This window comes from Rhodoferax ferrireducens (genome assembly GCF_003347515.1).
Classification (GTDB): domain Bacteria; phylum Pseudomonadota; class Gammaproteobacteria; order Burkholderiales; family Burkholderiaceae_C; genus Rhodoferax.
Window position 1 is genome coordinate 206,162 of the sequence record NZ_QEII01000324.1, and the last position, 26,625, is coordinate 232,786.

The 26,625-nt window shown below is 62.9% G+C and carries 19 protein-coding genes; 7 read left to right on the forward strand and 12 right to left on the reverse strand.

The genetic code is table 11. The annotated features are described in order from the left end of the window. Positions 1–50: 50 nt before the first annotated feature. The 4 genes from C5P05_RS31535 to C5P05_RS31550 all read right to left on the reverse strand — a co-directional run bounded on the left by C5P05_RS31535 (position 51) and on the right by C5P05_RS31550 (position 5,918). The gene (locus tag C5P05_RS31535; RefSeq protein WP_114973819.1) at positions 51–953 is read right to left on the reverse strand and encodes a DMT family transporter; all 903 of its coding nucleotides are present in this window, start codon (positions 951–953) and stop codon (positions 51–53) included. After that, positions 938–3,601 (reverse strand): EAL domain-containing protein, encoded by a 2,664-nt coding sequence (locus tag C5P05_RS31540; RefSeq protein ID WP_114973820.1) that lies wholly within the window; start codon positions 3,599–3,601, stop codon positions 938–940. The genes C5P05_RS31535 and C5P05_RS31540 overlap by 16 nt, the downstream gene beginning before the upstream one ends. Next, on the reverse strand, positions 3,598–4,602 hold the full coding sequence (locus C5P05_RS31545; protein ID WP_232834770.1) for a TRAP transporter substrate-binding protein: 1,005 nt from the start codon (positions 4,600–4,602) through the stop codon (positions 3,598–3,600). Before C5P05_RS31545 ends, C5P05_RS31540 begins: the two co-directional genes overlap by 4 nt. A gap of 170 nt (positions 4,603–4,772) precedes the next feature. Then, complete coding sequence (locus C5P05_RS31550) at positions 4,773–5,918, reverse strand: hypothetical protein (protein WP_114973821.1); 1,146 nt, start codon at positions 5,916–5,918, stop codon at positions 4,773–4,775. Positions 5,919–6,223: 305 nt separating this feature from the next. On the opposite strand from C5P05_RS31550, the gene C5P05_RS31555 reads away from it, so the two are divergent. Then, the gene (locus C5P05_RS31555; RefSeq protein WP_114973822.1) at positions 6,224–7,219 is read left to right on the forward strand and encodes a quinone oxidoreductase family protein; all 996 of its coding nucleotides are present in this window, start codon (positions 6,224–6,226) and stop codon (positions 7,217–7,219) included. Here the strand turns inward: C5P05_RS31555 and C5P05_RS31560 are convergent. From C5P05_RS31560 to C5P05_RS31575, 4 genes are all read right to left on the reverse strand, one after another. Then, the gene (locus tag C5P05_RS31560; RefSeq protein WP_114973823.1) at positions 7,203–8,879 is read right to left on the reverse strand and encodes a Na/Pi cotransporter family protein; all 1,677 of its coding nucleotides are present in this window, start codon (positions 8,877–8,879) and stop codon (positions 7,203–7,205) included. The two genes, C5P05_RS31555 and C5P05_RS31560, sit on opposite strands and share 17 nt — an antisense overlap. Positions 8,880–8,903: 24 nt before the next feature. After that, positions 8,904–9,410, reverse strand: coding sequence for a signal peptidase II (gene lspA, locus C5P05_RS31565; RefSeq protein WP_114973824.1), 507 nt, complete (start codon positions 9,408–9,410; stop codon positions 8,904–8,906). Continuing rightward, the gene (gene ileS, locus C5P05_RS31570; protein WP_114974184.1) at positions 9,410–12,289 is read right to left on the reverse strand and encodes an isoleucine--tRNA ligase; all 2,880 of its coding nucleotides are present in this window, start codon (positions 12,287–12,289) and stop codon (positions 9,410–9,412) included. Before ileS ends, lspA begins: the two co-directional genes overlap by 1 nt. Positions 12,290–12,390: 101 nt before the next feature. Continuing rightward, positions 12,391–13,401, reverse strand: a complete 1,011-nt coding sequence (locus C5P05_RS31575) for a bifunctional riboflavin kinase/FAD synthetase (protein ID WP_114973825.1) — start codon at positions 13,399–13,401, stop codon at positions 12,391–12,393. Between the two features lie 173 nt (positions 13,402–13,574). Between C5P05_RS31575 and C5P05_RS31580 the strand changes: the two genes are divergently transcribed. Together C5P05_RS31580 and C5P05_RS31585 are read left to right on the forward strand one after the other, a co-directional pair. Continuing rightward, complete coding sequence (locus C5P05_RS31580; RefSeq protein ID WP_114973826.1) at positions 13,575–14,132, forward strand: HNH endonuclease; 558 nt, start codon at positions 13,575–13,577, stop codon at positions 14,130–14,132. An 81-nt stretch (positions 14,133–14,213) separates the two neighbouring features. Beyond that, positions 14,214–15,110 carry a DNA ligase gene (locus C5P05_RS31585; protein ID WP_114973827.1) on the forward strand — a complete coding sequence of 299 codons (897 nt, stop codon included), beginning with the start codon at positions 14,214–14,216 and terminating at the stop codon, positions 15,108–15,110. Positions 15,111–15,131: 21 nt separating this feature from the next. Here the strand turns inward: C5P05_RS31585 and C5P05_RS31590 are convergent, their stop codons facing one another. Both C5P05_RS31590 and C5P05_RS31595 read right to left on the reverse strand, forming a co-directional pair. Then, entirely contained in the window at positions 15,132–16,247 is a 1,116-nt protein-coding gene (locus C5P05_RS31590; protein ID WP_114973828.1) for an acyl-CoA dehydrogenase family protein, read from the reverse strand. A 13-nt stretch (positions 16,248–16,260) separates the two neighbouring features. After that, positions 16,261–17,460 (reverse strand): acyl-CoA dehydrogenase family protein, encoded by a 1,200-nt coding sequence (locus tag C5P05_RS31595; protein WP_114973829.1) that lies wholly within the window; start codon positions 17,458–17,460, stop codon positions 16,261–16,263. Positions 17,461–17,659: 199 nt separating this feature from the next. Here C5P05_RS31595 and fusA point away from each other — a divergent pair, with 199 nt between their 5' ends. Next, the gene (gene fusA, locus C5P05_RS31600; protein ID WP_114973830.1) at positions 17,660–19,714 is read left to right on the forward strand and encodes an elongation factor G; all 2,055 of its coding nucleotides are present in this window, start codon (positions 17,660–17,662) and stop codon (positions 19,712–19,714) included. An 18-nt stretch (positions 19,715–19,732) separates the two neighbouring features. Here the strand turns inward: fusA and C5P05_RS31605 are convergent, their stop codons facing one another. After that, a complete protein-coding gene (locus C5P05_RS31605) occupies positions 19,733–20,392 on the reverse strand; it encodes a peroxiredoxin (protein ID WP_114973831.1) in 660 nt (219 codons plus the stop codon). 286 nt (positions 20,393–20,678) lie between these two features. On the opposite strand from C5P05_RS31605, the gene C5P05_RS31610 reads away from it, so the two are divergent. From C5P05_RS31610 to C5P05_RS31620, 3 genes are read left to right on the forward strand one after another with little or no spacing between them, the layout of a single operon-like run. Next, positions 20,679–21,272 carry a DUF2760 domain-containing protein gene (locus C5P05_RS31610; protein WP_420130794.1) on the forward strand — a complete coding sequence of 198 codons (594 nt, stop codon included), beginning with the start codon at positions 20,679–20,681 and terminating at the stop codon, positions 21,270–21,272. Beyond that, positions 21,269–23,110 carry an Hsp70 family protein gene (locus C5P05_RS31615; RefSeq protein ID WP_114973832.1) on the forward strand — a complete coding sequence of 614 codons (1,842 nt, stop codon included), beginning with the start codon at positions 21,269–21,271 and terminating at the stop codon, positions 23,108–23,110. Before C5P05_RS31610 ends, C5P05_RS31615 begins: the two co-directional genes overlap by 4 nt. An 11-nt stretch (positions 23,111–23,121) precedes the next feature. Next, on the forward strand, positions 23,122–26,106 hold the full coding sequence (locus C5P05_RS31620) for an Hsp70 family protein (protein ID WP_114973833.1): 2,985 nt from the start codon (positions 23,122–23,124) through the stop codon (positions 26,104–26,106). 56 nt (positions 26,107–26,162) lie between these two features. Here the strand turns inward: C5P05_RS31620 and C5P05_RS31625 are convergent, their stop codons facing one another. Then, the gene (locus tag C5P05_RS31625) at positions 26,163–26,600 is read right to left on the reverse strand and encodes a universal stress protein (RefSeq protein ID WP_114973834.1); all 438 of its coding nucleotides are present in this window, start codon (positions 26,598–26,600) and stop codon (positions 26,163–26,165) included. Between the last annotated feature and the right edge of the window lie 25 nt (positions 26,601–26,625).

Below are 26,625 nucleotides of genomic sequence, written 5' to 3' on the forward strand. Positions count from 1 at the left end.
CCCCCTCGGGGGGCAGCGCAGTACACGCAGTGACAAGCGTGGGGGTGTACCTATCTGCGTGACGACACGACGATGCCGCCGACGATCAGGACAAAGGCCAGTATGTGGTACAGCCGGGGCGTCTCGCCCAGGAAGGCGCTGGAGAGCAGGGCGGTGAACAGGGGTGTGAGGTTGATGAAGAAGCCGGCTGCGGCAGGCCCCGCCCGCGCGACGCCAGCACCCCAGGCCCGGTAGGCGATCAGCGCGGGGCCCACGGCGATGAAGATCAGGGCCGTGGCCAGGGGCCAGCCCCAACGGATGTGGGCTTTGTCGAGTGCCCATTCGCCGCCAGCGAACAGCGCTGACCAAACCAGACCAAAGGCCATTTGCGCCAGCAGAAAAGCCGACCAGTCCGAGCGGATGCTTTCGGGCTCCGTGGTCGGGCGCGCCAGCATCCAGCTGTAATAGGCCCAGCCCGCCGACGCCATCAAGATGTACACGTCGCCGGGCACCAGGCGCACCTGCAGCAACAGATCCAGCTGCCCGCGGCACAGCACCAGCATGACGCCGGTGATCGACAGCGCAGCCCCCAGCCACTGACGCCGGGAGATGGGGACAGCAAAAAACAGGCGTCCAATCAGCAGCATCCAGACCGGCATGCTCGACCCGACCAGCGTGACGTTGATGGGGGTGGAGGTGGTGAGCGCCAGGTACAGCAGAGCGTTGTAGGCACCGACGCTGAGCAGGCCCAGCATCGAAAAGCGCCGCCAGTGGGGCCAGAGCAGACTGCTGGGTCGCAGCACCGCACCCGCCAGCGGCAACAGCAAGGCAAGCGCCAGTAGCCAGCGCAGAAAGTTCAGCGTCATCGGTGACACCAGTTCGCTGAGCAGTCGGCCCACCACGGCGTTGCCCGCCCACAGCAAGGGCGGCAGGGTCAGCAGCAGGGCCGCCGTGGGCGTCAGTCTGGCGTGCATGGCACGACGGTTGCCAGCATGGCTTCGAACTCTGCCAGCGGCGTCGGTTTGCCATACAGGTAGCCTTGGTACAAGGTACAGCCATGGTGGGCCAGGAACTCCTGTTGCGCCAGTGTCTCCACACCTTCGGCAATGACCTCCAGCCCCAGATTGCGCGCCATGCCAATGATGGTTTGCACAATGACACCGTCGGAGTTCTTGATACCGATATTGCGCACAAAAGACTGGTCGATCTTGAGCTGGTCCAGCGGCAGATGGGTCAGGTAGGCCAGCGAGGATTGCCCGGTGCCGAAGTCATCCACCGAGAATCTCACCCCTAGCGCCTTGAGCGCCGTCATCTTGACAATGGTGTCGTCCACATTGTCAAGCACCAGCGACTCGGTCAGTTCAAGCTTGAGCAGGTGCGGGTTAATGCCAGTTTCACGCATCACTTCGGCCACCTCCGCCACAAAAGCCGGTTGATGGAACTGGCGTGCACTCACGTTGACGGAAAGGTGCAATTCGCGGCCACGCGCATTCGTCTGCCAGTCGGCCAGTTGCCGGCAGGCCGTGCGCAGGACCCACAGACCGATGGGCAAGATCAATTCGCTCTCTTCAGCCACTGGAATGAATTCGACGGGTGGCACCATGCCGCGCCGTGGGTGCTTCCAGCGGATGAGCACCTCGGCGCCCATCACGCCGCCGTCCAGTCTGAGCTGGGGCTGGTAATACAGCTCGAACTGCTCCTCCGCCAGCGCCGCATACAGGTCCTCCTCCAGCTGAGCCCGTGCCGTGATGGCGGCCTGCATGTGCGGGTCAAAAAAGCACAGGGCGTTGCGCCCGTGAGATTTGACCTGGTACATGGCAATGTCGGCCTGCTTGAGCAAATCGGCCGCGCTCAGATTGGCGCCGCCGATCAACGCGGCCCCGACACTGGGCGTGTTGTGGTACGAATGTGCGGCCAACTGGTAGGGATAGTTAAGCCGGTCAAGAATCTTTTCACCGATGCGCCGGGCCAATGTGGCCGCGTCATGGGCGTGTCCGGCGAGGTCCTCCAGCATGACCACGAATTCGTCACCGCCGAGCCGCGCCACCGTGTCTTCCCCGCGCACGCAGGCCTTGAGGCGCTGGGCGACCTGTTGCAGCAGCAAGTCACCGACGTCATGGCCCAAGGTGTCGTTCAGGGTCTTGAAATGGTCCAGGTCCAGGAACAGCAGCGCGCCATAGCGTTCGCTACGGGCACTCGCGGCCAGGGCATGCTGCAGCCGGTCCATCAGCAGGCGCCGGTTGGGTAGCCCGGTCAGTGGGTCATAGAAGGCCAGTTGTTCGATGGCGGCCGTGGCCTGGCGCAACTCGCTGACATCCTGATAGACGATCACCAAGCCCCCCTCGGGGGTGCGCCTCTCCGTGACCTGGATCACTTCGCCGTCAGGCAAAATCCGCTCATGGGGGACCTGTGGGTCCACCAGCAAAGCCATGCGCTGTTCAACCCAGGCCTGACGCTCGGCCTCGCTTGCGTCGGGCAGGCGGTGTCTTGCGGCCAGTTCCTGCACCTGGCGAAATGGCATCGAGGGCGTCATGTTGCCGGCCTGCCATGGAAATATCTCGACGTAGCGGCGATTCCATTGCAGCACGTGATACTCGGCATCGAGCAAAACAAAGCCGCTGACCATGGACTCCAGCGCCTGGTCCAGGGTCGCCTTGGACTGCGTAATGGCACGGCGCGCCTGCGCCAGGCGGTCAAGATACCAGATGGCAAAGCCACCAGCCGTCAGAATCGTCAAGGCAAACGCGAGGGTCACACCCAGGATGAAGTTGCGCTGCATGCGCCAGTTGGCCATGGCGGCGTCCATCGGGATGCTGGCTGCAATCAGCACGTCGCGGTACAGAATGGGCCGGGTCACCACAATGGCCGGGACACCACTGAGCCGTGCCGCCATGTGCAGCGCAGTGGCTGAGGCCTGTTGCTGCCCCAGGGCGGGAGCGAGCTGCGTGCCCGAAAGCTGTTCCTGAGTCGGTACGCTGGCAAGCAACTGCCCATTGCCACGCTCTAATGTGACTTCCAGCCCACTGATGTCCACCCCCTGGATCATGATGGCGGTCAAGAGTGAGACCTGCACCTCCGCCACCGCCAGCACTTTGGAGCCGTCCGCCAGTTTGATGTAGCGTCCAAAGTACAGCACCCGCTCGGAACTGGCAAAACTCACCACGGGCGGGCTGACGATCAGGGTGGAGACCGACTCGGCCAGTGCCTCGTCCGCAAAGCCTGCCGGCAAGCTCACGGCAAGCCGCGCACCGCTGGGATCGGACGAGGCCAGGATCTGCCCCTGCGCATTCATCAGCGCGACATAGCCCACCATCATGTTTTGTTGCACGGCGCCATTCATCAGCCGGCTGGCCGTCCCGGCCTCGATCCATTCCTCCACCAGTCCCGACAGCGCCAGCAGTTCGTCCATGCTCGCCAACAAGATATCCACGCTCAGCAAGCTTCGGTTGAGTGCCGTTTCGGCGCCGCTGACAAAGCGTACCGCCCTGGCTTCACTCTCGTCCAGGGCCGCTTGCCGGGTATTCCAGATCAGGCTCGCCGCCGTCAGCGCCAGCGCCAGCAGAAATACCCCCACCGAGCCGAGAACATAGGCCGTCACCCGGGCGGGTTTCAACCGCGTCATTTGGCAAGAGGCGCGGTGATGCCGTGCACCGGTCCGATGGTCTGGTTCCAGATCTCGGCGCAGGGTGCATTGCAGCGCTGTAGCCAGTGTGTCAGCACCACGGAGGTCAATATTTCCTGACGTCGCCGCTCGTCTTGCGCCGACACACCCACTTCCACCATGTGCCCCTGGCGTCCGTTGCTGCAACTGGACGCTCCCCTGTTGCAGGCCAGGCCCTCGGTGGTTTCACGTTCGCTTTCGCTCCAGATTGCCGCTTCCAGCTTGGGCAGTTCGCGGCGCAGCAGGGCCTTCAGGTCTGGCGGCAGGGCCTCCCATGCGGTCAAATTGGCGCCGAAGATGGCCAAGCCCCAATTCACAGGCAGGGTGTGCACATGCGTGGTCACTTCATGCAGCCCCAGCGTGTTGCCCGACATGCTGCCGGTGATCGCGCACTCGACGTTGCCGGAGGCCATGCTGGTCATGATCTGGGCAAACCCGGTCAGCACCGGCACGCCGCCCAGCGCGCTTACGAAGTCCGATTGCGTGGCCGAGGACACACGGATGCGCCGCCCCGCCAGATCGGCCAGACTGGCCAGAGGTTTCTTGCAAAAAACCACTTGGGCGGGGTACACATAGAGCGCCAGTGCCTCGACGCCATGACGTGTGCGAAGTGTTTTTTCCAGGTAGGGCCGAAAGGCCGCCACCGTCTTCTTCAGGCTGGCAATGTCCGGATTGAGTCCGGCCAGATCAGGAGCGCCATATTCGGGGTATTGCGCAGACAGTGAACTCATCAACGTCGTACCAAAGGGTATGACGCCCAACTGGATCAGCCGCAGCATGTCGCTCCCGGGCACTCCCGCGCGGTCGAAGGGGACGATATCGGCCTCGAACTTGCCCGCGCTAAGCCGGGACAATTCCTTGGTCCAGAATGGTTCCTCGTTGCGCAGGTACTGGTTCAGGTTCGCCAAACCGCCGACGATGCGCAGCTTCTGTGCCGGCGCTGCCTGGCCCGCGCACACCATCAGCAGGCCGCAAAGCGCTATCACTGCGCGACGCAGAAACATGGTCCATGACAAATGGGAGCGGGGCATGAGCGAATTCTGCATAGTGGGGCAATGACGCCTATTCTGGCAGATAACCACAGGCGCTAGGCTCATAAAACAGTTGAGGCCATGCGCGTGCGGCGCTTGACTTAAAGCCTGCTCAATTTGCGCGCGTAATGGTATTCAAGGGGGAGCAAGAGCAGAGCCAGCGCCGCAACGATGACGATATTCGCGCGCGCTGACACGGTCCAGCTTGTCAACGCAAAAGCCAGCCCCAGGGCGGAGAATCGTCCCAGGGTCAGCAGCACCATCCGGGCAATCAGGTTGTCCTGAGGCGCCGTTCCGGCTGTCGTCAAGCCCTTGAGCGTAAGCCCACTTTTGACCATGGTCACCAGCGGATTGCCAATCGCATAAGCTGCCACAAATACCGGGAGCGCCAGAGGCTGAACCAGCGCAAGCATCAGGCAAAGCCACCCGAGCGCCAGCAAGAAGACGCTATTGCGCAGGCGCGCCAGGCTGGGCTGGTGAGCCGGTCGCTGAGAGTGCCACCATAGCAGTCCCGCGGCGAAAAAGGAGGCAAGCGCCTCGACCAGGCTGTAGCCTGCTGCGGAGCCGACAATGGCCATGGCTCCTGAGACAAAGAGCGCCGTGCGCAACGCATGTCCGGCGCCATCCATGATGTAAAAAGGCGAAGTGCGCCAGAACTTCTTGCTCAGCAGGGTCTTTACCGGCTGCAGTTTCCCCGGCGGGGCGGTGGCCAGCTTGGCACAAAAGACCGGCACGACCAATGCCAGCCCCGCCGCGCCGACGATGCCAAACAAGACGTGAAAATTGTCATTCAGCCAAAACAACAAGGCGCCCGACAACAACGGCCCCGCCAGGCGCAGCAAGGCCCCGAGCGCCTCCGAGATACCGAGATAACGCTCACGCATGGCCGTGCGCGTGTGACTCAGCTCAAGCCAGGTACGGGAACTGAATGCGACGCCCCGGGCAGCGCCACCCAGAAGGGCGAGGCTGCCCAGCACCGCCAGATCGCGGACCAGAAAACTGGCGATCAGGAGACTCGCAAACATGCCCGCAATACCCGCGCGATAGCCTTGTAGCGCCGTGCGGTTATGGCCCTGCATGCGGTAAACATTGGCGACATAGGCGAAGGTGGACATGAGCTGGCTTAGCGCCAGAAAGATCAAAACACCCTGCACGCCCCGGTGCGCATAGGCATAGGCCGAGCCAAATCCCGTGTAGAAGATGTCAGCCGTCAGAAATAGCATCGCACCGCGTAACAAGGTGGACATGGGCCGAGGGGATCTCAAGGCCTCAAAAGTTGCGAGACCGCGCCTGAGCGCCCATGGCCGGGGTACGGCATCGCAAAGCTCGGCGGTCTGCAAAGTTGATGCATGACCCTGTGGGTCCAGGGATGCTGGCAGGGGAGCGCTGGGGGAGTTTGTTGACATCGATTGGGTGCAGAACCCTAGCGGGCAGGTGTGGGCTCCGCATGGCGGGAGGGCAATGGCGCTCATTCTGGCAGAGAGCAGCAGCCCTTTTGCGCGAATCGTTTCATGGCACTATGCTGGACCCTTCAAAATACAGGACACCCGACATGACATCCCTCCCTTCACGCGCCATTCGCATTGATCAACACGGTGGTCCCGAGCAACTCAAACTGGTGCAGGTCACGGTGGGTGAGCCCGGGCCCGGCGAAATCCGCATTCGCCACCATGCCGTGGGCTTGAACTTTATTGACGTGTACCAGCGTAGCGGCCTTTACGCCTTGCCGATGCCGCTGCAACTGGGCATGGAGGCCGCCGGTGTTGTGGAGGCGGTGGGCGAGGGCGTCACGCACCTGCGAGCCGGTGACCGCGCGGCCTATGCCAGCCAGCCTCCGGGCAGCTATTGCGAACTGCGGGTGATGCCCGCCAAGTGCGTCTGCAAGTTGCCCGATGCCATTTCATTCGACACCGGTGCCGCGATGATGCTCAAGGGCCTGACCGCCCAATATTTGCTCAAACGCACCCAGCCGCAGGGCGGTTTGCAGGCCGGTGACTTCGTGCTGTTTCATGCAGCCGCCGGTGGCGTGGGCCTGATTGCCTGCCAGTGGGCCCGGGCCATGGGCCTGCAATTGATTGGCACGGCCGGGTCGGACGCCAAATGCGCGCTGGCCAAAGAGCACGGCGCGGCCTTCGTCATCAACTATTCAACAGAAGACTTTTTGGCGCGGGTGAAAGAAATCACGGGCGGCAAAGGTGTGAAGGTGGTGTACGACTCGATCGGCAAGGATACCTGGGAGAAATCACTGGACTGTTTGGCGCCCTTTGGCCTGATGGCCAGCTTTGGCAATGCCTCGGGCCCGGTGGCACCGTTTTCTCCCGGAATCCTGGCGGCCAAAGGCTCGCTTTACGTCACGCGCCAGACCTTGTTCACCCACATTGCCACGCGCGAGAGCACACAGGCCATGGCAGATGATTTGTTTGAGGCGGTGACCAGCGGCAAGGTCACGATTCGCATCGACCAGCGTTACAAACTGGAAGACGTGCAGCAAGCCCACCGCGACCTTGAAGCGCGCAAGACCACCGGCTGCACTATTTTGACGCTGTAACCTGGAGCTTGGCGTCCAGCACGGGTTCACGCAAGCGGTTGGGGGCCAGGACGCCGGCCGAGTCCAGAATCGGATAGGCGATTGAGCAGATCAGCGAGTTGATGCGCTTGAGATCGCTGATCAGGTCCAGGTGCAGCGAGCTGGTTTCAATGCTGGGCAGCGTGTTGTCGGACAGTCGATTCAGGTGGTTGGTGGCGTAGGTATGTTCCAGATTGCGAAAGCGGGTTTTTTCTTCGAGCAGTTTTTGCGCATCGTGCACATTGCCGTTGAGGAAGACCGCCATGCCCAGCCGCAGGTTGTTAATCAGTCGGGTGTGCAACTCGGTAATTTCCATCAAGCCCGCTTCCGAAAACTCCCGCCCATGTCTGATTTTCTTGTCGTCGACGTCCATCAGCACCCGTTCGATGATGTCGCCGATCTGCTCCATGTTGATGGTGAAGCTGATGATGTCGGTCCAGCGGCGGCCCTCGTTTTCGCTCAGGGCTTCGCGTGAAATTTTGGTCAGGTAGTACTTGATGGCCGAATACAGCTCGTCCACCGTGTCGTCCATTTTCTGCAACTGCTGGGCCAATTTCTCGTCATTTTTCTTGATCACCTCCAGCACGCCCAGCAGCATGGTTTCCACCACGTCCGCCTGGTGCATGGCCTCGCGCACCGCGCACGACAGGGCCAGGGAAGGCGTGGCCAGTGCCGAGGGGTCCAGGTGTCGTTGGCGCCCTGCGACCAGGTTTGTTTGTGCCTTGGGTAGCCAGTATTCGGTGCAGCGGGCAACGATCCGGGTCAGGCCGATAAACAGCGTGCCCGCCATCAGATTAAAGCCCAGGTGAAACAGCACGACGACGGTCGCTGCGTCGCCCAGTAGCGGGGGGGCATGCTGCAACCACAGGTTGACAAACGGGGCGGCCAAGGCGACGCCCAGCATCTTGAAAAGCAGGTGACCCAGCGGGACCTGGCGCGTCTCCACATTGGCGCGCAATGTGGTCAACACTGCCAGCAGGCCGCTGCCCAGGTTGGCGCCCAGTACCAGGCCGAGCGCCACGTCCACTGGTATCACATGGGTGGTGGCGAGCGTGGCCGTGAGCAGCACAATCGCCAGGCTGGAATAGCTCAAGACGGCCAACAGGGCCCCCATGGTGATCTCCAGCAGCAAATCACTGCTCAAAGAAGCCAGCAAGGCTTTGACGGCCGGGGCCTGCGTCAGGACATTGGCCGATTCCTTGATCAGGCTCAGGGCCAGCAGCATCAGCCCCAGGCCAATGAAAATGCGCCCGACCCGGCCGACCGTGGTCGACTGGCGCGCGATAAACAGCACCACGCCGACAAAAATGAACAGCGGCGACAGCCACGACAGATCGCGGGAGAACAGCACGGCCATCAGGCTGGTGCCAATGTCGGCGCCCAGCATCACCGCCAGTGCCGAGGGCAAGGCCATCAATCCCTGGCCGACAAAGGCCGAGACGATCAGCGCCGTGGCCGTGCTGGATTGCACCAGGGCAGTGACACCGACACCCGAGGCCATCGCCTTGAAGTGGTTGCTGACGCTGCTGGCGAGCACGTTGCGCAAATTGGCGCCCAGCACGCGCAGGATGCCGGTGCGCACCAGATGCGTGCCCCAGACCAGAAGGGCAATGGCGGCCAGGAGGTTCAGCAGATGCGTCAACGTGTTCCTTTTGAGCGGCCTGGCTTAGTGCGTGCGCCGCACGCGCAGCAATTCGTCCAGGATCAGGCAGGCTGCGCCAATGGTGATGGCGCTATCGGCGATATTGAAAGCCGGGAAATGCCAGCCGCGCCAGTGAAAGTCCAGGAAGTCAACCACGTAGCCATACATGACTCGGTCAATCACGTTGCCAATGGCGCCGCCCAGAATACAGGCCAGCGCAAAAGCAAACAGTTTTTGCCCAGCATGCGATTTGAGCAGCCACAAAATCAACACGGCGGCCAGCGTACCGATGATGGTGAAGAACCAGCGTTGCCAGCCCGATGCCCCGGCCAGGAACGAGAACGCCGCGCCAGTGTTGTGCGCGCGAACCACATTGAAGAAGCTGGTGACGTGGGTACTGTCCCCCAGGTGGTAATAGCCCACGATCAGGACCTTGGTGAACTGGTCCGCGATCAGAATGATGAAGGCCAGGCCCAGCCACTGCAGCATGCCGGCGCCAGAGCTCACGCTGGAGAAAGACTTGCGCGCCATCAGGCAAACGCCCTGGCTTCACCGGCACCAAACAGGTTGCTGGTGCAGCGGCCACACAACGTGGGGTGGGCCGGATCAACGCCGATATCGTCGCGGTAATGCCAGCAGCGCTCGCATTTAATGGCATTTGAGGTGCTAGCCCTTATGGATAGTGCGCTACCAGCTACTAATTCAATAGCGGATGTGATGAAGATGAACTTCAGGTCGTTGCCCAGGCTGGCCAGCAGTGCGTGGTCGTCGGTGTTCACGGTAAGTGCCACATTGGCCTGCAGCGAGGAACCCACTTTGCCTTCGGCGCGCAGCACCTCGATGTCTTTGTTCACGGCATCGCGGATGTCGCGGATGCGGACCCACTTGGCCAGCAGGGCTGGGTCGGCCGCATTCAGCGGCACGTAGGTATCCAGGAAGATGGATTCCTTCGTGTCAACCGGTGTTTTACCCGCAGCCCCCAGCACCGCCCACGCTTCCTCCGAAGTGAAGCTCAGGAACGGTGCCATCCAGCGCAGCATGGCTTGCGTGATCTGCCACAGCGCGGTCTGCGCGCTGCGTCGTGCCAGCGATTTTGGCGCCGTGGTGTAGAGCCGGTCTTTCAGAATATCGAGGTAGAAAGAACCCAGGTCTTCCGAGCAGTAAATCTGCAGCTTGGCCACCACCGGGTGAAATTCATAGACCTCGTAGTGCGCCAGGATGTCGGCCTGCAGCTGCGCGGTGCGGCTCAGGGCGTAGCGGTCAATCTCCAGCATCTGCTCCAGCGGCACGGTATCCACGGCCGGGTCAAAGTCGCTCACATTGGCCAGCAGGAATTTGAGGGTGTTGCGCACGCGGCGGTAGGTGTCCACCACGCGGGCCAGGATTTTTTCATCCCCGGCAATGTCGCCCGAGTAGTCGCTGGCCGCCACCCACAAGCGGATGATTTCGGCGCCGAGCTTCTTCGAGGTCTCCTGCGGGTCCACGCCATTGCCCGCGCTCTTGCTCATCTTGTGGCCCTTGCTGTCCACCGTGAAACCGTGGGTCAAGATGCCTTTGTAGGGCGCGCGGCCGTACATGGCGCACGCTGTCAGCAGGGACGAGTGGAACCAGCCGCGGTGCTGGTCATGGCCTTCCAGATACAGGTCGGCCTCTGGGCCGCTGTCGTGGCCGCTGCCGGGGTGCGAGCCCTTGAGCACCGTGGTGTGCGTGGTGCCGGAGTCAAACCAGACTTCCAGAATGTCACTGCTCTTGGTATAGAACTCCGCATCCTGCGCGCCGACGAGGGCGAAGATGGATTCGGTCGTGGCCTTGCTCCAGGCCTCGATGCCACCCTGCGCCACCATGTCGGCGGCAAGGTCCAGAATTTCCATGGTGCGCGGATGCAGCTCGCCGCTGTCCTTGTGCAGGAAGAAGGGCAGGGGCACGCCCCAGCTGCGCTGTCTAGAGATGCACCAGTCGGGTCGGCCGGCAATCATGTCGCGCAGGCGGGTCTTGCCGTTCTCGGGGTAAAACGAGGTCTCTTCGATCGCGTCCAGTGCCAGTTGGCGCAGCGATTTGGGCGCTTTGTCCTTGGTGAACACGCCTTCGCCCTCGTCCATGCGGATGAACCACTGGGCGGCGGCGCGGTAGATGACCGGCGTTTTGTGGCGCCAGCAATGCGGATAGCTGTGAACAATGTCGGACGTGGCAAACAGGCGACCGGCCGCGCGCAGTGTGTCGATGATGACCGGGCAGGCTTTCCAGATGTGCTGGCCACCAAACAGCGGCAGTTCGGGCGCATAGGCGCCGTTGCCCTGCACCGGATTGAGGATGTCGTCATAGGCCATGCCGTGCGCGACGCAGGAGTTGAAATCCTCTACGCCGTAAGCGGGCGAGGAATGCACGATGCCGGTGCCGTCGTCGGCCGTGGCGTAGTCGGCCAGGTAGATCGGGCTGAAACGGTCATAACCCGCGTCCACATGGGCCAAGGGGTGCTTGAAGTTGATGCCTGCCAGCGCCTTGCCTTGCGTCGTGGCGACGATGGTGCCGGTGAGTTGGTAGCGCTCCAGGCATTTCTCCACCAGGCTCTCGGCCAGCAGCAGCAGACCGCGTTCGGTGTCCACCAGCGCGTAGGTCAGTTCCGGGTTCAGGTTGAGCGCCTGATTGGCTGGGATGGTCCACGCGGTGGTGGTCCAGATCACGGCAAACGCGTCTTTGGCGAGGGCGTCCAGGCCAAAGGCGGCCGCCAGTTTGGCCGGCTCCGCGCACAAAAACGCGACATCCAGCGTTTGCGACTTCTTGTCGGCGTATTCAATTTCAAACTCGGCCAGCGAGGAGCCGCAGTCAAAACACCAGTACACGGGCTTCAGGCCCCGGTAGACAAAGCCGCGTTCCACCACGCGTTTGAAGGCGCGGATTTCATCGGCTTCGTTGCTGAAATCCATGGTGCGGTAGGGGTGGTCCCAGTCGCCCAGCACGCCCAGGCGTTTGAAGTCGGTGCGCTGCAGGTCGATCTGCTCGGTGGCGTAGGCACGGCTCTTGGCCTGCATCTCGTCGCGCGGCAGCTTGCGGCCGAACTTCTTTTCAATCGCGTTTTCGATCGGCAGGCCGTGGCAGTCCCAGCCCGGGATGTAGGCGGCGTCCATGCCCTTGAGCTGGCGCGCCTTGACGATCATGTCCTTGAGGATTTTGTTGACCGCGTGCCCCATGTGAATCTGGCCATTGGCGTAGGGCGGGCCGTCGTGCAGTACAAATTTAGGTGCGTTGACGCGGGCATCACGCAATTTCTTGTAAATGCCTTTGTCCTCCCAGTCCTTGACCCAGCCCGGCTCGCGCTTGGGCAGATCGCCGCGCATCGGGAAGGGGGTGTCGGGCAGATTGAGGGTGCTGCGGTAATCGGTCTTGGTGTTGGGGGTACTTGATTCGGTCATGATGCTGGTGAAACTGGTTCGCCGCAATGCAGCGTTTGTCATATCGGTGGAGCCGGGCTCAAAAGTCGGAGCAGGGCGGGGCGGGCGAAACTTGTCGCCTTCTAAATTCGGTCGCGCGTTGTTTGGCGATGGGTCTGGGCGTGCAGTGAAGCCAGGTAAGCGCGCGCGTCATCGCAGTCTTTCGAGATGCCCTGTTTAAGGGAATCCAGGCTGTCGTATTTGAGCTCGCCGTGCAGTTTGTGTAGCAGTTCCACGCGAATGATTTTACCGTACGCCCCTTCAGCCCCCAGACTCTTAGGCCAGTCCAGGCAATGGGTTTCCAGCAACACCCGGCCACCGTTCACGTCAGCGGGGTCCAGCGAAGGACGAATCCCCAGATTCGCCACGCCCGCCAGCGGCGTTGCCGCCAGGCCATGCACCAGCACGACAAAGATGCCGCTGGCGGCGGGGTTCCAGTGGGCAAAACGCAGGTTGAGGGTTTTGAAGCCCAGTTCGCGCCCCAGTTTTCGGCCGTGCACCACGTGCCCCGAGATGCGATAGGGCCGCCCCAGCAGCCGTTCCGCATCCTCCATGCGGCCTTGCGACAAGGCATCGCGTACGGCCGAGCTGGAGACTCTGAGACCATGCACCTCGTAGCTGTTCATGCGCGCCACGTCAAAGCCCTGCGCCATGCCGGCGGCATCGAGCAGCGCGTAATCACCCGCCCGTTTGGCGCCAAAGCGGAAATCATCCCCCACCAGCACATATTGGGTGCCCAGTCCCTTGACCAGGACCTCGCTGATAAAGGCCTGTGGCGTCTGCGATGCCAGCCGCGCGTCAAAAGGCAAGACCACGGTCTGATCCACCCCGCACTGGGCCAGATCGGTCAGCTTGTCGCGCAGGGTGCCAACGCGGGCCGGCGCGAGTTCAGGGCGATGGGTCGCTGCGGCAAAGTAGTCGCGCGGATGTGGCTCGAACGTCATGACGCAGCTGTGGACGCCACGCTGCTGGGCCTCACTGCGCAAGAGCGCCAGCATGGCCTGGTGGCCCCGGTGCACACCATCAAAATTGCCGATCGTCAGCGCGCAGGACTGCGCAATGCCAGGGTGGTTGAAGCCGCGAAAAACCTTCATTGGATTGTTATCTTTTTGATAGCAGACTGCGCTGTTGACTCTAGCACTTGAAGTCAGATTGTCACAAAAACAGGGTATATTGTGTCCTAGCGGCGGGGCAAGACGTTTTTACCCCGCTGGCAGAGACAATTGCATTTCGTGTCAGTGGTTCATTTTGTTCCAGGAGGCGTGTTTTGAAGGTCTTGAAGCTGTCAGCCCAAGGGCTGCCCCAATCGTGGATTTCGCTTGAGCAGGCGGTGATTCATTACGCCGCCGAGGAAGTGCGCTGGGAGATGGGTGCGCAAGTCGCCGTGTTTCATGGCGGACACAACGCCATCACCGGCGAGCAGTCCATCATCACCGTCAACAGCATCATCGGCACCCGGGGCGTGCCCAACATCAATCCTTTCAATCTGAAGCCGGGGCTGACCAACAGCAAATTGTTCGCCCGTGACCGCAACATTTGCGCCTATTGTGGCGACCATTTTCACGAGGAAGCGCTCACGCGCGAGCACATCATCCCGTTCGCCCAGAACGGCATCGATATTTGGATGAACGTGGTCACCGCCTGCCGCCCCTGCAACCATCGCAAAAGCCATCGCACGCCCGAGCAGGCGCACATGCCGCTGCTGTATGCCCCCTATGTGCCCAGCCTGTGGGAAGACTTCATTTTGCGCAATCGCCGCATTCTGGCCGACCAGATGGAGTTCTTGATGGCCCACGTGCCGAAGTCGTCCCGGCTGCTGGCCTGACCCATTCTCGTGTCCTGTGGGGGCTGATTCACGGGCCCAGCCGCTACACTTTCCCTGACACAAAATCAGGGAGAAAAAATAATGGCATATCGACCCGTCGGCAGGCAAGCGACACATTTGGCGCTGCTCTTGGGCAGCGCGTTTTTCACGGTTGTGGCACCTGCGGCCGCGACGGAGACGGTCGCCGTTCAGGCACCCCCCGTTCTGCCACCGGCGCTCATGCTGGGAAAGAACTGGCAGGCCGGGCTTGATCCCGCCGCCTTCCTCGTCAGCGAAAAGCTCGATGGCGTGCGCGCGTTCTGGGATGGCCACACACTGCGCTTTCGCAGCGGTCGGCGTATCGCGGCGCCCGACTGGTTCACCGCCGCCTTGCCGGCTACGCCACTCGATGGTGAGCTGTGGCTGGGGCGCGGTCGCTTTGATCGCCTCTCCGGCATCGTGCGCCGCAGCATCCCCGTTGAGGCCGAATGGCGCGAACTGCGCTACATGATTTTTGACTTGCCAGGTTCTAGTGGCCGGTTTGGCGAACGCGCTGCCCGTGTCGTGTCCGTGGTAGGCACCGCCGGCGTGCCGTGGTTGCAGGCGATTGAACAAGCCCATGTGCCGGATCGCGCCACGCTGCAGCGCCAACTGCTGCAACTCACCCGCGATGGCGCAGAAGGCCTGGTGCTGCACCGGGCCGATGCCGAATGGACGCCGGGGCGCAGCGATGCCTTGCGCAAACTCAAACCGCTGCCGGACGAGGACGCGCGGGTGATGGCCTACCTGCCAGGCAAGGGCCGGCACGCGGGCCGCATGGGCGCCTTGATGCTGGAGATGGCGAATGGCCAGCGCTTTGCGCTTGGCACCGGCTTTAACGATGTCCAGCGCGACACACCGCCGCCGGTGGGTTCGTTCGTCACTTATCGCTACCGGGACCGCACACCAAACGGACTGCCGCGCTTTGCGAGTTTTCTGCGGGTGCGCGAGGCCGAGTAGCCGCCCATGCGGGCGTAGGCCTCAGGCAAACACGCCCGCCGTGTCCTGCATCCGCATCGACACTTCACCCAGGTGGTGCAGGCTGTCGCCAAAGCTCATCTCCAGCTGGGTGAGCTTCTTGAAATAGTGGCTGACGATGTATTCGTCGGTCACGCCGATGCCGCCATGTAACTGCACCGCCTGCTGGCCGACAAAACGCATGGAATTGCCCAGCTGGTATTTGGCGCGAGCCATCGCGGCTCGGCGCTCAGGCGCCGGCGCGTTGAGTTTCAAACTGGCGTAGTAGCTCATGGAGCGGGCCAGTTCGAGTTGCATCTTCATATCGGCGGCGCGATGGCGCAAAGCCTGAAAGCTGCCGATGACCACGCCAAACTGTTTGCGGGTGTTGAGGTAGTCGGCGGTGACGGCCAGGGTCTTGTCCATCACGCCCACCGCTTCGGCGCAGGTGGCGGCAATGCCGATGTCCACCGCGTGTTCCAGCGCCGTCAATCCGTCCAGGGTGATCAGGGTGGCGGGCGCATCCTTCAAGACGAGTTCCGCCGCCCGGCTGCCGTCCTGCGTGCCGTAGCCACGGGTGCTGACGCCGCTGGCCGTGCGCTCCACCAGGAACAAAGCCAGTTGGCCATTGACCGTGGCCGGCACGATGAAGGCATCGGCCTGGTCACCGGCTGGAACTATGCTTTTTGTAGCTGTCAGCGCATATCCGACGGCGGCTGGAGTCGCTTTTGACTCACAAATATCGAGCTGGTAGCGCGCCGGACGTTCCTGGTAGGCCAGCACCACCAGGGCCTCGCCGCTGGCAATCTTGGGCAGCCAGGCGGACTTGAGTGTTTCGGGGGCGTAGCCGCTCAGCACGCCACCGGCGATCAGGCTCTGGGCCAAGGGCTCCAGCACCAGGCCGCGCCCCAGTTCCTCCATGACCACCATGGCCTCGACCGGGCCCATGCCCATGCCGTCGTGGGCCTCCGGGACGTACAGGCCGCACAGGCCGAGTTCGGCCATCTCGTTAAAAGCCTCGCGGGAAAAACCACCGGCTTTGACGGCGGCACGGCGGCGCTCGAAGCTGTAGCCCTTGTCCACCCACTTGCGCACCGCGTCACGCAGCTGTTCCTGGTCGTCAGAGAAATCAAAATCCATGATGTGAGTCCTTTTAACCGAGTACGACTTGCGCCACGATATTGCGTTGCACTTCATTGCTGCCACCGTAAATCGTGGTCTTGCGCAGATTGAAGTAGGTGGAGGCCAGGGGCGCGCACCAGGCCGCGCCAATGGCGTCACCCTGCCAGCCCGCTTCCATCGCTTCATGAATGAGCGGCAGGGCGTACGGCCCGGCCGCCAGCATCATCAACTCGCTGTAGCGCTGCTGGATTTCGCTGCCGCGAATCTTCAGCAGGCCGGCAATGTCGAGCGATTGCTTGCCGGATTTTTCGGCGGCCAGCACGCGCAGCACCATCATCTCCAGCGCCACCACGTCCACTTCGAGCTTGGCGATTTCGTCACGGAAGCGGCTGGCGGCGGGGCCTCCCGTGGCGGGGTCGTAAACCCCCTCGGCCTTGGCAATGCGCTTGAGGCGTTCCAGCTCGCGTTTGGCGCGGTTCACGTCGGCAATATTGGTGCGTTCGTGGCTCAGCAAGTGCTTGGCGTAGGTCCAGCCCTTGTTCTCTTCGCCAATCAGGTTTTCCACCGGCACTTCGACGTTGTCAAAAAAGACTTCATTGACCTCGGCCTCGCCGTCCAGCAGCACGATGGGGCGCACGGTGACGCCGGGCGATGTCATGTCGATCAGCAGGAAGCTGATGCCGGTCTGCGGCTTGCCCTCGGTGCTGGTGCGCACCAGGCAAAAAATCCATTCACCGTACTGGCCGAGCGTGGTCCAGGTTTTCTGGCCATTGACGATGTAGTTGTTGCCCCGGCGCTCGGCCCGGGTTTTGACCGAGGCCAGGTCGGAGCCGGCGCCCGGCTCGCTGTAACCCTGGCTCCACCACACCTCGCCACTGGCGATGCCGGGCAAAAAGCGCTGCTGCTGTTCCGCATTACCAAAGGCCATGATCACCGGCGCCACCATCACCGGGCCAAAGGGCACCACGCGCGGCGCGCCGGCCAGGGCGCATTCTTCTTCAAACAGATGCTTCTGGATCGAGTTCCAGCCCGGGCCGCCGAATTCCTTGGGCCAGCCGTGGCCGAGCCAGCCTTTTTTGCCCAGAATTTTGGCCCAGCGCTGCATGTCGTCACGGCTCAGGCGCAGGGCGTTGTGCACCTTGTGCGAGATGTCGGCGGGCAGGTTCTCGCTCACCCAGGCGCGAATGTCTTCGCGAAACTTCTGTTCGTCAGGGGTAAATGCCAAATCCATAAAGCGGTCTCCAAATGAAGCGCATTTTTAGCACGATCGTTCGATGGTGTCTGTCCGGGGCGTGACACGCCCCTGCTGTCGGCATCAAATCACTACGAAAGATCAATGCAAACGGTCAAAGACCAGCGCAAAATGCTGCCAGCCCGGGGCCGCTGGCGTTGCCCCATTTCGACCGTTAACCACACCCGAAGGGACTTTCATGAGCCAGAACCCCAGCGCCCACATTCGCACTGTTGCCCTCGTCGGCCATGGTGCCGCCGGCAAAACCACCCTGATCGAGAGCTTGCTGGCCGCGGCCGGGGCCATCGATAGCCGGGGGGCGGTGGAAAAAGGCAACACCGTTTGCGACTTCGACCCGCTGGAGAAAGAGCTTGGCCACTCGCTGCAATCCGCCTTGGTCAGTCTGCGCTGGGACGGCACCCACATCCACCTGATCGACACCCCCGGCTACCCCGACTTTGCCGGGCAGGCGATGGGCGCGCTGGCCGCGGCCGATACGGCGCTGGTCGTGATCAATGCCCAGACCGGCATCGAACTCATGACGGAGCACATGTTCACCCTGGCCGGCGAGCGCGGCCTGTGCCGCATGCTCGTCGTCAACAAGATCGATGCTGACAATGTCGACTTGCCGGCGCTGGTGGACGAGATCCGCGAACGCTTCGGCAAGCAATGCCTGCTGCTGGACTTGCCGGCGCTGCGGGGGAAAGAGGTGGTGGAAGTGCTCGGGCATGACAGCGGCGAGAGCGATTTTGCCTCGGTGGCCGCGGCGCACCGCAGCCTGATTGACCAGATCATCGAAGAAGACGACAGCCTGATGGCGCGCTACCTGGAAGAGGGCACTGACCCCGCCCAGGAGGAATTGCATGCGCCCTTCGAGCGGGCCTTGCGGGCCGGCCACCTGATCCCGATCCTGTTCGTCTCGTCCAGGACCGGCGCTGGCATTGCGCAATTGCTGGATGTCCTCGCCAAGCTGGCCCCCAGCCCGGCCGAGGGCAATCCGCCGGCGTTCTATCGGGGCGAGCCGGGACAGACGCCAGTGGCGTTTGAGGCACAACCCGACGCCGATTTGCACGTCCTGGCCCATGTGTTCAAGGTGGTGGTTGACCCCTTCATCGGCAAACTGGGCGTGTTCCGGGTGCATCAGGGAACGGTCAGAAAAGACGCCCAACTGTTCGTCGGATCGTCCAAACGCGCCTTCAAGGTGGCCCACCTGTACCGCCTGCAAGGCAAGGACTATGTTGAAGTGCCCGCGCTGGTGCCGGGTGACATCGGGGCCGTGGCCAAGGTCGATGACATCGATTTCGACAGCGTGCTGCACGATTCCCACGACGAAGACCACATCCACCTCAAACCGATGGTGTTTCCCTTGCCGATGCACGGGCTGGCGGTGCAGCCACGGCGCAAGGGGGACGAGCAGCGCCTGTTCGAGATACTCCACAAGCTGGAGCTGGAAGATCCCTGCTTCAAGGTGGAGCGCCATCCCGTGACCAACGAGACCGTGATCCGCGGCCTGGGCGAAACACATTTGCGCGCCAAGCTGTTGCGCATGCAACAGCAGTACAAACTGGAACTTGATACCAGCCCGCCGCAGATTGCCTACCGCGAGACCATCACCGCCGGCGCCGAGGGCCACTGTCGCCACAAAAAACAAAGCGGCGGCGCCGGCCAGTTTGGCGAGGTGATGTTGCGCGTCGAACCGCTGGAGCGCGGTGCGGGCATCGAGTTTGTGGACGTTGTCAAAGGCGGCGCCATCCCCGGGGTGTTTATGGCGGCGGTGGAAAAAGGGGTTCGTCTGGCATTGGCCGAAGGTGCGGTGGCGGGTTTTCCGCTGCACGACCTGCGCGTCACGGTCTATGACGGCAAGACCCATGCGGTGGACGGCAAGGAGGTGGCCTTTATTGCCGCCGGGCGCAAGGCCACCCTCGATGCGGTACGCAAGGCCAGTCCGATCGTGCTGGAGCCGCTGGTCAACATCGAGGTGCTTGGCCCCGAGAACGCCATTGGCGACCTGACCGGTGATCTGGCTGCCAAGCGCGGCCACGTCACCGGCACGCAGCCGCGTCCGGCTGGCAGCGCTGCCATCAGTGGCCAGATCCCGCTGGCCGAACTCGGCGATTACCAGGGCCGCCTGAAGTCGCTGACGGGCGGCGTGGGGTCATATAGCATTGCGTTCTCGCATTACGCTCAGGTTCCGGGCAACACGCAACAGCAGCTCGCCAGCGACTACAAAGCGGTCAATGTGGGTGTCGAGTAGGCTGCTTACTTATGAAATTCAGCCCGGCTGCTTGACGATGCGCAGGTAGGGTTTGGGTGACTTCCAACCCTGAGGGAACAGGGCCTTGGCGTCCTCGTCGGACACGGAGCCGGCGATGATCACGTCCTCGCCCTGCTTCCAGTTCACCGGCGTGGCGACCTTGTATTTGGCCGTCATCTGCATCGAATCCAGCGCGCGCAGGATCTCGTCGAAGTTGCGCCCCGTCGTCATCGGGTAGGTCATCATCAGCTTGATTTTCTTGTCGGGGCCGATGACAAATACCGAGCGCACCGTGGCGTTGGTGGCTGCCGTACGACCCTCGGCCGTGCCAGTCTCCTCGGCGGGCAGCATGTTGTAGAGCTTGGCCACTTGCAAATCGGTGTCGCCAATCATCGGGTACTTCGGCAGATGGCCTTGTGTTTCCTCAATGTCCTTGGCCCAGCGCGTGTGGTTGTCGATCGGGTCGATGGACAGGCCGATCAGCTTGCAGTTGCGGCGCGTGAACTCGGGCTCAATCTTCGCCATGTAGCCGAGCTCCGTGGTGCAGACCGGCGTGAAATCCTTCGGATGCGAGAACAGGATGGCCCAACCGTCTCCGATCCATGGGTGAAACTGGATCTTGCCCTGGGTGGTGTCGGCGGTGAAATCAGGGGCGGTGTCGTTGATGCGTAAAGACATGATGACTCCTTTGGCGCCAGTGGTTTATTGGCGGCGCGCCCGGCGCTTTGGAACGCGGCCGCAAGAAAAATTCTAGCAGTTCGCCCGCTGCCGGTCGAGCGCCGGGTAAGCTACCATGAATCAGCTGTTTTGAACGCTTTTGAATGCTGAAACTGCTGTTTTGGACGCGCATTCGAATTTCTCAATACCCATCGGCATGAACTGCCGGATACTGCCGCATTTTTGTCGACATACGGGGCATAGCGCCCCATCTCCGGCTTAAAGCCGGACTCATCAGGAACAACACATGACTCAACCTACGAACAACACCAATACGCCCTTGCCAAAAATGCCGGAGCCTTCGTTTCTGCGCCGAATTCCGATTGCGTTCGGTGCCTTCATGCAGATTTTGAGCAATCCCGGATTTGCCGCCCGCGTTCATGGCTTGCAGCAAGGCCAGGCGGAGGCGCCAGCCCAGGCATCTGCGCCGGCAGCCGTCGCGCCAAGCCCTTTGCGAGAAGCCAACCAGGACGCCGCTCTGCAGCTCTTGGGCTTATTGCAGCGGGAAGCGCGTCTGATTGACTTCACCCAGGAGAATTTGGGCAGCTACTCCGACGCCGACATCGGCGGCGCGGCCCGCGTGGTGCATGAAGGCTGTTGCAAGGTGTTGCGCGAACACTTCACCATCACGCCGGTGCGCTCCGAGACCGAGGGCAGCCGCATCACCCTGGACGACGGATTCGATGCGCGTTTGATCCGCCTGACCGGCAATGTGGTCGGCCAGGCGCCGTTTCAAGGCAGTCTCAGTCATCGCGGCTGGCGCGCCAGCGAGGTGCGGCTGCCCCGGCTCGCCGAAAGCCATGACTTGACCGTGTTGGCGCAGGCCGAGGTGGAGCTATGAGCGACGTCAAATTTTCCATCGGGATCGACCTGGGCACGACCCATTGCGCGCTGGCTTATGTCGACATCAGCGCCAGCGACGGTGAAAAAACCAGTTATGGCGTGCTCGATATTCCCCAGTTGACGGCACCCGGCACCGTCGAGCCCTCTTCCTTGCTGCCGTCATTTTTGTACCTGCCGCATGCCGATGAACTGGCCGCTGGGGACCTGGCCCTGCCGTGGTCCAGCGATCAGGACTACGCCGTCGGCGAGTTCGCACGGGCGCGCGGCGCGCTGACGCCGATCCGCTTGGTGTCGAGTGCCAAGAGCTGGCTGTGTCACGCTGGTGTTGACCGGCGGGCGGCGATTCTGCCCAACGATGCCCCAGCGGAAGTGGCGCGGGTTTCGCCGCTGGAAGCCTCCACGCGTTATCTGGCGCACCTGCGTCAGGCCTGGGACGATGCCCATCCCGAGGCCCCGTTTGTGGAGCAGGACGTGACGGTCACCATTCCAGCATCGTTCGATCCGGCCGCGCGGGAACTGACAGCCGAAGCCGCCCGCGCCGCAGGTTATGCGTCATTGACTTTGCTGGAAGAACCGCAGGCCGCGCTGTACAACTGGATCCAGACCAGCGCGGGCCGCTGGCGCAAAGACGTCAAGCCGGGCGACATCATCCTGGTGATCGACGTCGGCGGCGGCACCAGCGACTTCTCGCTGATCGCGGTGCTGGAGCGCGACGGTAATCTGGAACTGCACCGGGTGGCAGTGGGCGACCATATCCTGCTCGGCGGCGACAACATGGACCTGACACTGGCCCATGTGGTGGCCCGTAAGCTGGCTGCCGAAGGCAAGCAACTCGATCCCTGGCAAATGCGGGCGCTCACCTATGCCTGCCGCGCCGCCAAGGAAAACCTGTTGACGGACTCCAGTCTTGCGACGCAGCCGATTGTGGTGCCCAGTCGCGGCTCGAAATTGATCGGCGGTTCGGTGCGAACCGAACTCACCCAGGATGAGGTGCGCACCACCATCCTGGAAGGCTTTTTCCCCGAGGTGGACGCCGCGATTCGCCCGACCAGCCGCACGCGCGGCGGCTTGACGCAACTGGGCTTGCCTTATGCGCAGGACGCTGGCGTGACCCGCCATCTGGCAGCGCTTTTGGGGCGTCAGGTGGGCGCGACCTCGGAGCTGGAAGGTTTTGCCGGTCAGATCGATGCGGACGCGAGCTTTCTCCATCCCACTGCCGTGTTGTTCAACGGTGGTGTTTTCAAATCCGACATCCTGGCCGAGCGCACGCTGAATACGCTCAATGGCTGGCTCGCGTCTGAAAATGCCGAGCCCGCCCGCATGCTTACCGGTGCCGACCTGGACCTGGCGGTGGCGCGCGGTGCCGCCTATTACGGCTACGTGCGGCGCGGCCAGGGCGTGCGCATCCGGGGCGGCACGGCGCGCGCTTATTACGTTGCAGTGGAGTCGTCGATGCCGGCGATTCCCGGCGTGGAACCGCCGGTCCAGGCCCTGTGCGTTGCACCTTTTGGCATGGAGGAGGGAACCGAGGCGGATCTGCAGATGCAGGAATTCGGCCTGATCGTGGGCGCGCCGGTGCATCTTCGCTTCTTCGGCTCGTCGGTACGCCGGCAAGACCAGATTGGTACCTTGCTCGACTTCTGGCAGCCGGACGAACTGCAGGAGTTGGGTGAAATCCAGGCCACCTTGCCCGCCGAAGGGCGGCAAGCGGGCGAGGTGGTGCAGGTCAAACTGCGCGCCATTGCCACCGAAACCGGCACACTGGAGCTGACCGCCGTGGCCACCAGCAGCGATGAACACTGGAAGGTCGAGTTCGACGTGCGCGACAACGGCTAGAACGCGGATTGATGCGCCATTACATCGTCGGCATTGATCTCGGCACCACCCATACCGTCGTCGCTTATGCGCAGTTGAACGCCCAGGCTGGACCGGCGGGGGGCGCCAAGGGGGCTGCACCCGGCGCGATCCAGTTGTTCGAAATTGAGCAACTGGTCTCGCCCGGTCAATGGGCGGCCTTGCCCCTGCTGCCCTCGGTGCGCTACCACGCAGGCGCGGGCGAACTGGCACCCGGCGAACTGCAATTGCCCTGGCCGCAGGCGGATACGGATGTGGTCGCTGATGCCGATGCCGATGCCGATGTGGAAGCGGAAGCGGCCGGGCCGGCACATATTGTGTTCGGGCAATGGGCGCGCCAGCTGGGCGCGCAAGTGCCGGGCCGGCTGGTGAGCAGCGCCAAGAGCTGGCTGTCCCACCCCACCGTGGACCGCCTGGCGGCTATCCTGCCCTGGGGCGCGCCGGCCGATGTGCCCAAGGTCTCGCCGGTGGCCGCCAGCGCTAGCTATCTGCGCTACGTGCGGGCGGCCTGGGACTGGAAGTTCCCCGGCAGTCCGCTGGTGCAGCAGGAACTGGTGCTCACAGTGCCCGCCTCATTCGACGAAGGCGCCCGCGCCCTGACCTTGAGCGCCGCGCGCCAGGCCGGGCTGACCCAGCTGCGCCTGCTGGAAGAACCGCAGGCGGTGTTTTACGACTGGCTGTCGCGCCACCGCGACCGGCTCGCGACGGAATTGGCGCAGACCCGGCTGGTGCTGGTCTGTGATGTGGGCGGCGGTACCACCGACCTCAGCCTGATCAAGGTGGAGCTGCTTGAGGGTCAGCCGCAGTTGACGCGCATCGGGGTCGGCAACCATTTGATGCTCGGCGGCGACAACATGGACCTGGCCCTGGCGCATGTCGTCGAGACCCGCATGGCAGCGTCTGCGCCCGCGCCCGCGACGGCGACCGCGACCGCGCAAGCCGTGCCCCGGCTGTCGGCCAGCCAGCTGGCCCAATTGATGGACCGTTGCCGCGTCGCCAAAGAGTTATTGCTGGCCGCTGATGCGCCTGAACAGGTGCCGGTCACGCTGCTGGGCGAAGGCTCGCGTTTGGTCGGCGGCAGCCGCTCGGTCACCTTGACACGCGCGGAGGTCGAGCACCTCATCGTGGACGGTTTTTTCCCGCGGGTCGAGGCCAGCGCCCAAGCGCAACAGGCCCGCAGCGGCATCGTGGCGTTTGGCTTGCCGTACGCCCGCGACCCGGCCATCACCCGCCATATCGCCGACTTCCTGCGCCAGCACGCGCAGGCCATGCCCGACACCTTGTTGCTCAACGGCGGCGTGTTTCGCGCCGACGCCCTGGTCAAACGGCTGGAACAGACGCTGAGCGCCTGGTGCGGCGCCCCCTTGCGCCTGCTGCACAACGACAACCCCGACGTGGCGGTGGCGCGCGGCGCCGTGGCCTATGCCTTGTCGCAACACGGGCTGGCGCCCAAAATTGGCGGCGGCTCGGCGCGCAGTTATTTCCTGCTGCTGGAGGATGCGAGTGACAGCGTCAAAAAACGCGACCCTGGTGCCGCTGCGCCTTCGCCACGCGGCATTTGTATCCTGCCGCGCTGCAGCAAAGCCGGCCAGGAGGTCCTGCTGGCCGGGCGAAGCTTTGCCCTGCGCCTGGGCCAGCCGGTGCGTTTTCACCTGTTCAGTTCGGTGGCCGACGCGGCCGACCACAGGCCGTTTGAACTCGGGGAGTTACTCAGGCTGGATGATGAAAAGTTTGTTCGATTGCCACCGATTGCTATTGTTTTGAAAGCTACTACCGCAGGTGGTACAAGGGCTGGAGCCCTAAATGGCATAAAAGACATGCCGGTGCAGCTGCTCACCGCGCTCACCGAAGTCGGCACCCTTGAGATGCACTGCGTCAGCTTGAGCGACACCAGCCAGCGCTGGCGGCTGGAGTTTGACTTGCGCCAGCAAGACACCCCGTCCAACCCGACCGACGACAGTGGCCGCAACAGCGGCGGCGCAGACCGCATGGCCTCCGTTCGCCTGGCCGAAGCGATCGAAAAAATAAACCGCATTTTTGGCCCCGGCACCCAGCCCGTGGCCGCCAAAGAAGTGAAGCAACTGCGCGCGCATTTGGAACACATCCTCGGTGAGCGGGAGCGTTGGGCCACGCCCGAGTTGCGCCAGCTGTTCGATGCCTTGTGGGCGCGCGCACGGGGTCGGCGCCGCTCGGCCGAGCATGAACGGGTGTGGCTCAACCTGGCCGGCTATTGCCTGCGCCCGGGTTTTGGTTATGCGCTGGACGAGTGGCGGATGCAGCAACTCTGGACCCTGTTTCCGTCCGGCGTTCAGTTTGGCAAAGACAAGCAGGTGTGCGCCGAATGGTGGACGCTGTGGCGCAGGGTTGCCGGCGGTTTGGGTGCCCCCGAGCAGCTGCGCCTGCTGGATGACTTCGCCTACAACCTGCAGGCCAACGAGCTGGGCACGCAGATTAGCGAAACCAGGCCGGTCAAGGGCAGCGATGAAGACATGCTGCGCCTGGGCGCGTCACTGGAGCGCATTCCGGTGGCCTATAAGGTCGAAATTGGCGAGTGGTTGCTGGGTCGCCTGGAAAAATCGGCTGCTGCAGCGAAGAAGCGTGGCAGCGATGACCCGGCCAGCGACGGCCACACGCTGTGGGCGCTGGGCCGCATCGGTGCCCGCCAGCCGTTCTACGGCAACACTCACGATGTGGTGCCGGCCGAGACTGCGGCCGTCTGGATAGACAGCCTGCTGGCGCTGGACTGGAAGCGCATCGAGCCGGCGGCCTTTGCCGCCACCCATCTGGCGCGGGCGACCGATGACCGTGCTCGCGACCTGCCGTTGGCGCTGCGCGAGCAGATTATTCAGAAGCTGCTGGCTATCCATGCACCGCCGATCTGGGCCGGGATGGTGCGCCAAAGGGTCGAGCTGGATGCGGCCACCGAGCGCCGCGTGCTGGGCGAATCCCTGCCGCCAGGCTTGAAACTAATGGTTTGACGACGCTCATGGCATGGCGCCTGCAAACAACTGAATCGAGTCCGGCAAAGACCCGATCAGTGCGTGATGACCACCAGCACGCTGCAGGGCGCGTGCTCGATCAAGGACTTGGAGACGGATCCTCGCCACCAGCGGGCGGCCCAACCATCCAGATGTTGGTGACCCACCACGATCAGGTCGGCCTCGATGCGATGGGCACAACGCACGATTTCATGCACCGGGTCCCCGGTCACCACCTCGCCGCGTGCATTCAACCCGCCCTCGCTCAGTTGGCGCACGCCCGAATCAAGGATGGCTTGGTAACGCATTTCCTCGTTTTCCTGCAGCGTCGGGTTGTGGACACCGCTCTCGGATCCGAGGGCGACCAGGGGCAGCGGCATCACGGCGATGAGCATCAGCTCGGCATGGCTCCACTGCGCGATTTCGTGGCTGGCCAGCAAGGCCTGTTGTCCGGTCGCGGAGCCGTCGTAAGCCAGCAGGATGCATTTGTACATGGCACACCTCCAAGCCCTGGTGCGG

Bases quoted from the DNA above. Each gene is read 5' to 3' on its own strand.
- C5P05_RS31535 (WP_114973819.1), bottom strand. From the start codon at position 953: ATGCACGCCAGACTGACGCCCACGGCGGCCCTGCTGCTGACCCTGCCG.
- C5P05_RS31540 (WP_114973820.1), bottom strand. From the start codon at position 3,601: ATGACGCGGTTGAAACCCGCCCGGGTGACGGCCTATGTTCTCGGCTCG.
- C5P05_RS31545 (WP_232834770.1), bottom strand. From the start codon at position 4,602: ATGGTGTGCGCGGGCCAGGCAGCGCCGGCACAGAAGCTGCGCATCGTC.
- C5P05_RS31550 (WP_114973821.1), bottom strand. From the start codon at position 5,918: ATGTCCACCTTGTTACGCGGTGCGATGCTATTTCTGACGGCTGACATC.
- C5P05_RS31555 (WP_114973822.1), top strand. From the start codon at position 6,224: ATGACATCCCTCCCTTCACGCGCCATTCGCATTGATCAACACGGTGGT.
- lspA (WP_114973824.1), bottom strand. From the start codon at position 9,410: ATGGCGCGCAAGTCTTTCTCCAGCGTGAGCTCTGGCGCCGGCATGCTG.
- ileS (WP_114974184.1), bottom strand. From the start codon at position 12,289: ATGACCGAATCAAGTACCCCCAACACCAAGACCGATTACCGCAGCACC.
- C5P05_RS31575 (WP_114973825.1), bottom strand. From the start codon at position 13,401: ATGAAGGTTTTTCGCGGCTTCAACCACCCTGGCATTGCGCAGTCCTGC.
- C5P05_RS31585 (WP_114973827.1), top strand. From the start codon at position 14,214: ATGGCATATCGACCCGTCGGCAGGCAAGCGACACATTTGGCGCTGCTC.
- C5P05_RS31590 (WP_114973828.1), bottom strand. From the start codon at position 16,247: ATGGATTTTGATTTCTCTGACGACCAGGAACAGCTGCGTGACGCGGTG.
- C5P05_RS31595 (WP_114973829.1), bottom strand. From the start codon at position 17,460: ATGGATTTGGCATTTACCCCTGACGAACAGAAGTTTCGCGAAGACATT.
- fusA (WP_114973830.1), top strand. From the start codon at position 17,660: ATGAGCCAGAACCCCAGCGCCCACATTCGCACTGTTGCCCTCGTCGGC.
- C5P05_RS31605 (WP_114973831.1), bottom strand. From the start codon at position 20,392: ATGTCTTTACGCATCAACGACACCGCCCCTGATTTCACCGCCGACACC.
- C5P05_RS31610 (WP_420130794.1), top strand. From the start codon at position 20,679: ATGACTCAACCTACGAACAACACCAATACGCCCTTGCCAAAAATGCCG.
- C5P05_RS31615 (WP_114973832.1), top strand. From the start codon at position 21,269: ATGAGCGACGTCAAATTTTCCATCGGGATCGACCTGGGCACGACCCAT.
- C5P05_RS31620 (WP_114973833.1), top strand. From the start codon at position 23,122: ATGCGCCATTACATCGTCGGCATTGATCTCGGCACCACCCATACCGTC.
- C5P05_RS31625 (WP_114973834.1), bottom strand. From the start codon at position 26,600: ATGTACAAATGCATCCTGCTGGCTTACGACGGCTCCGCGACCGGACAA.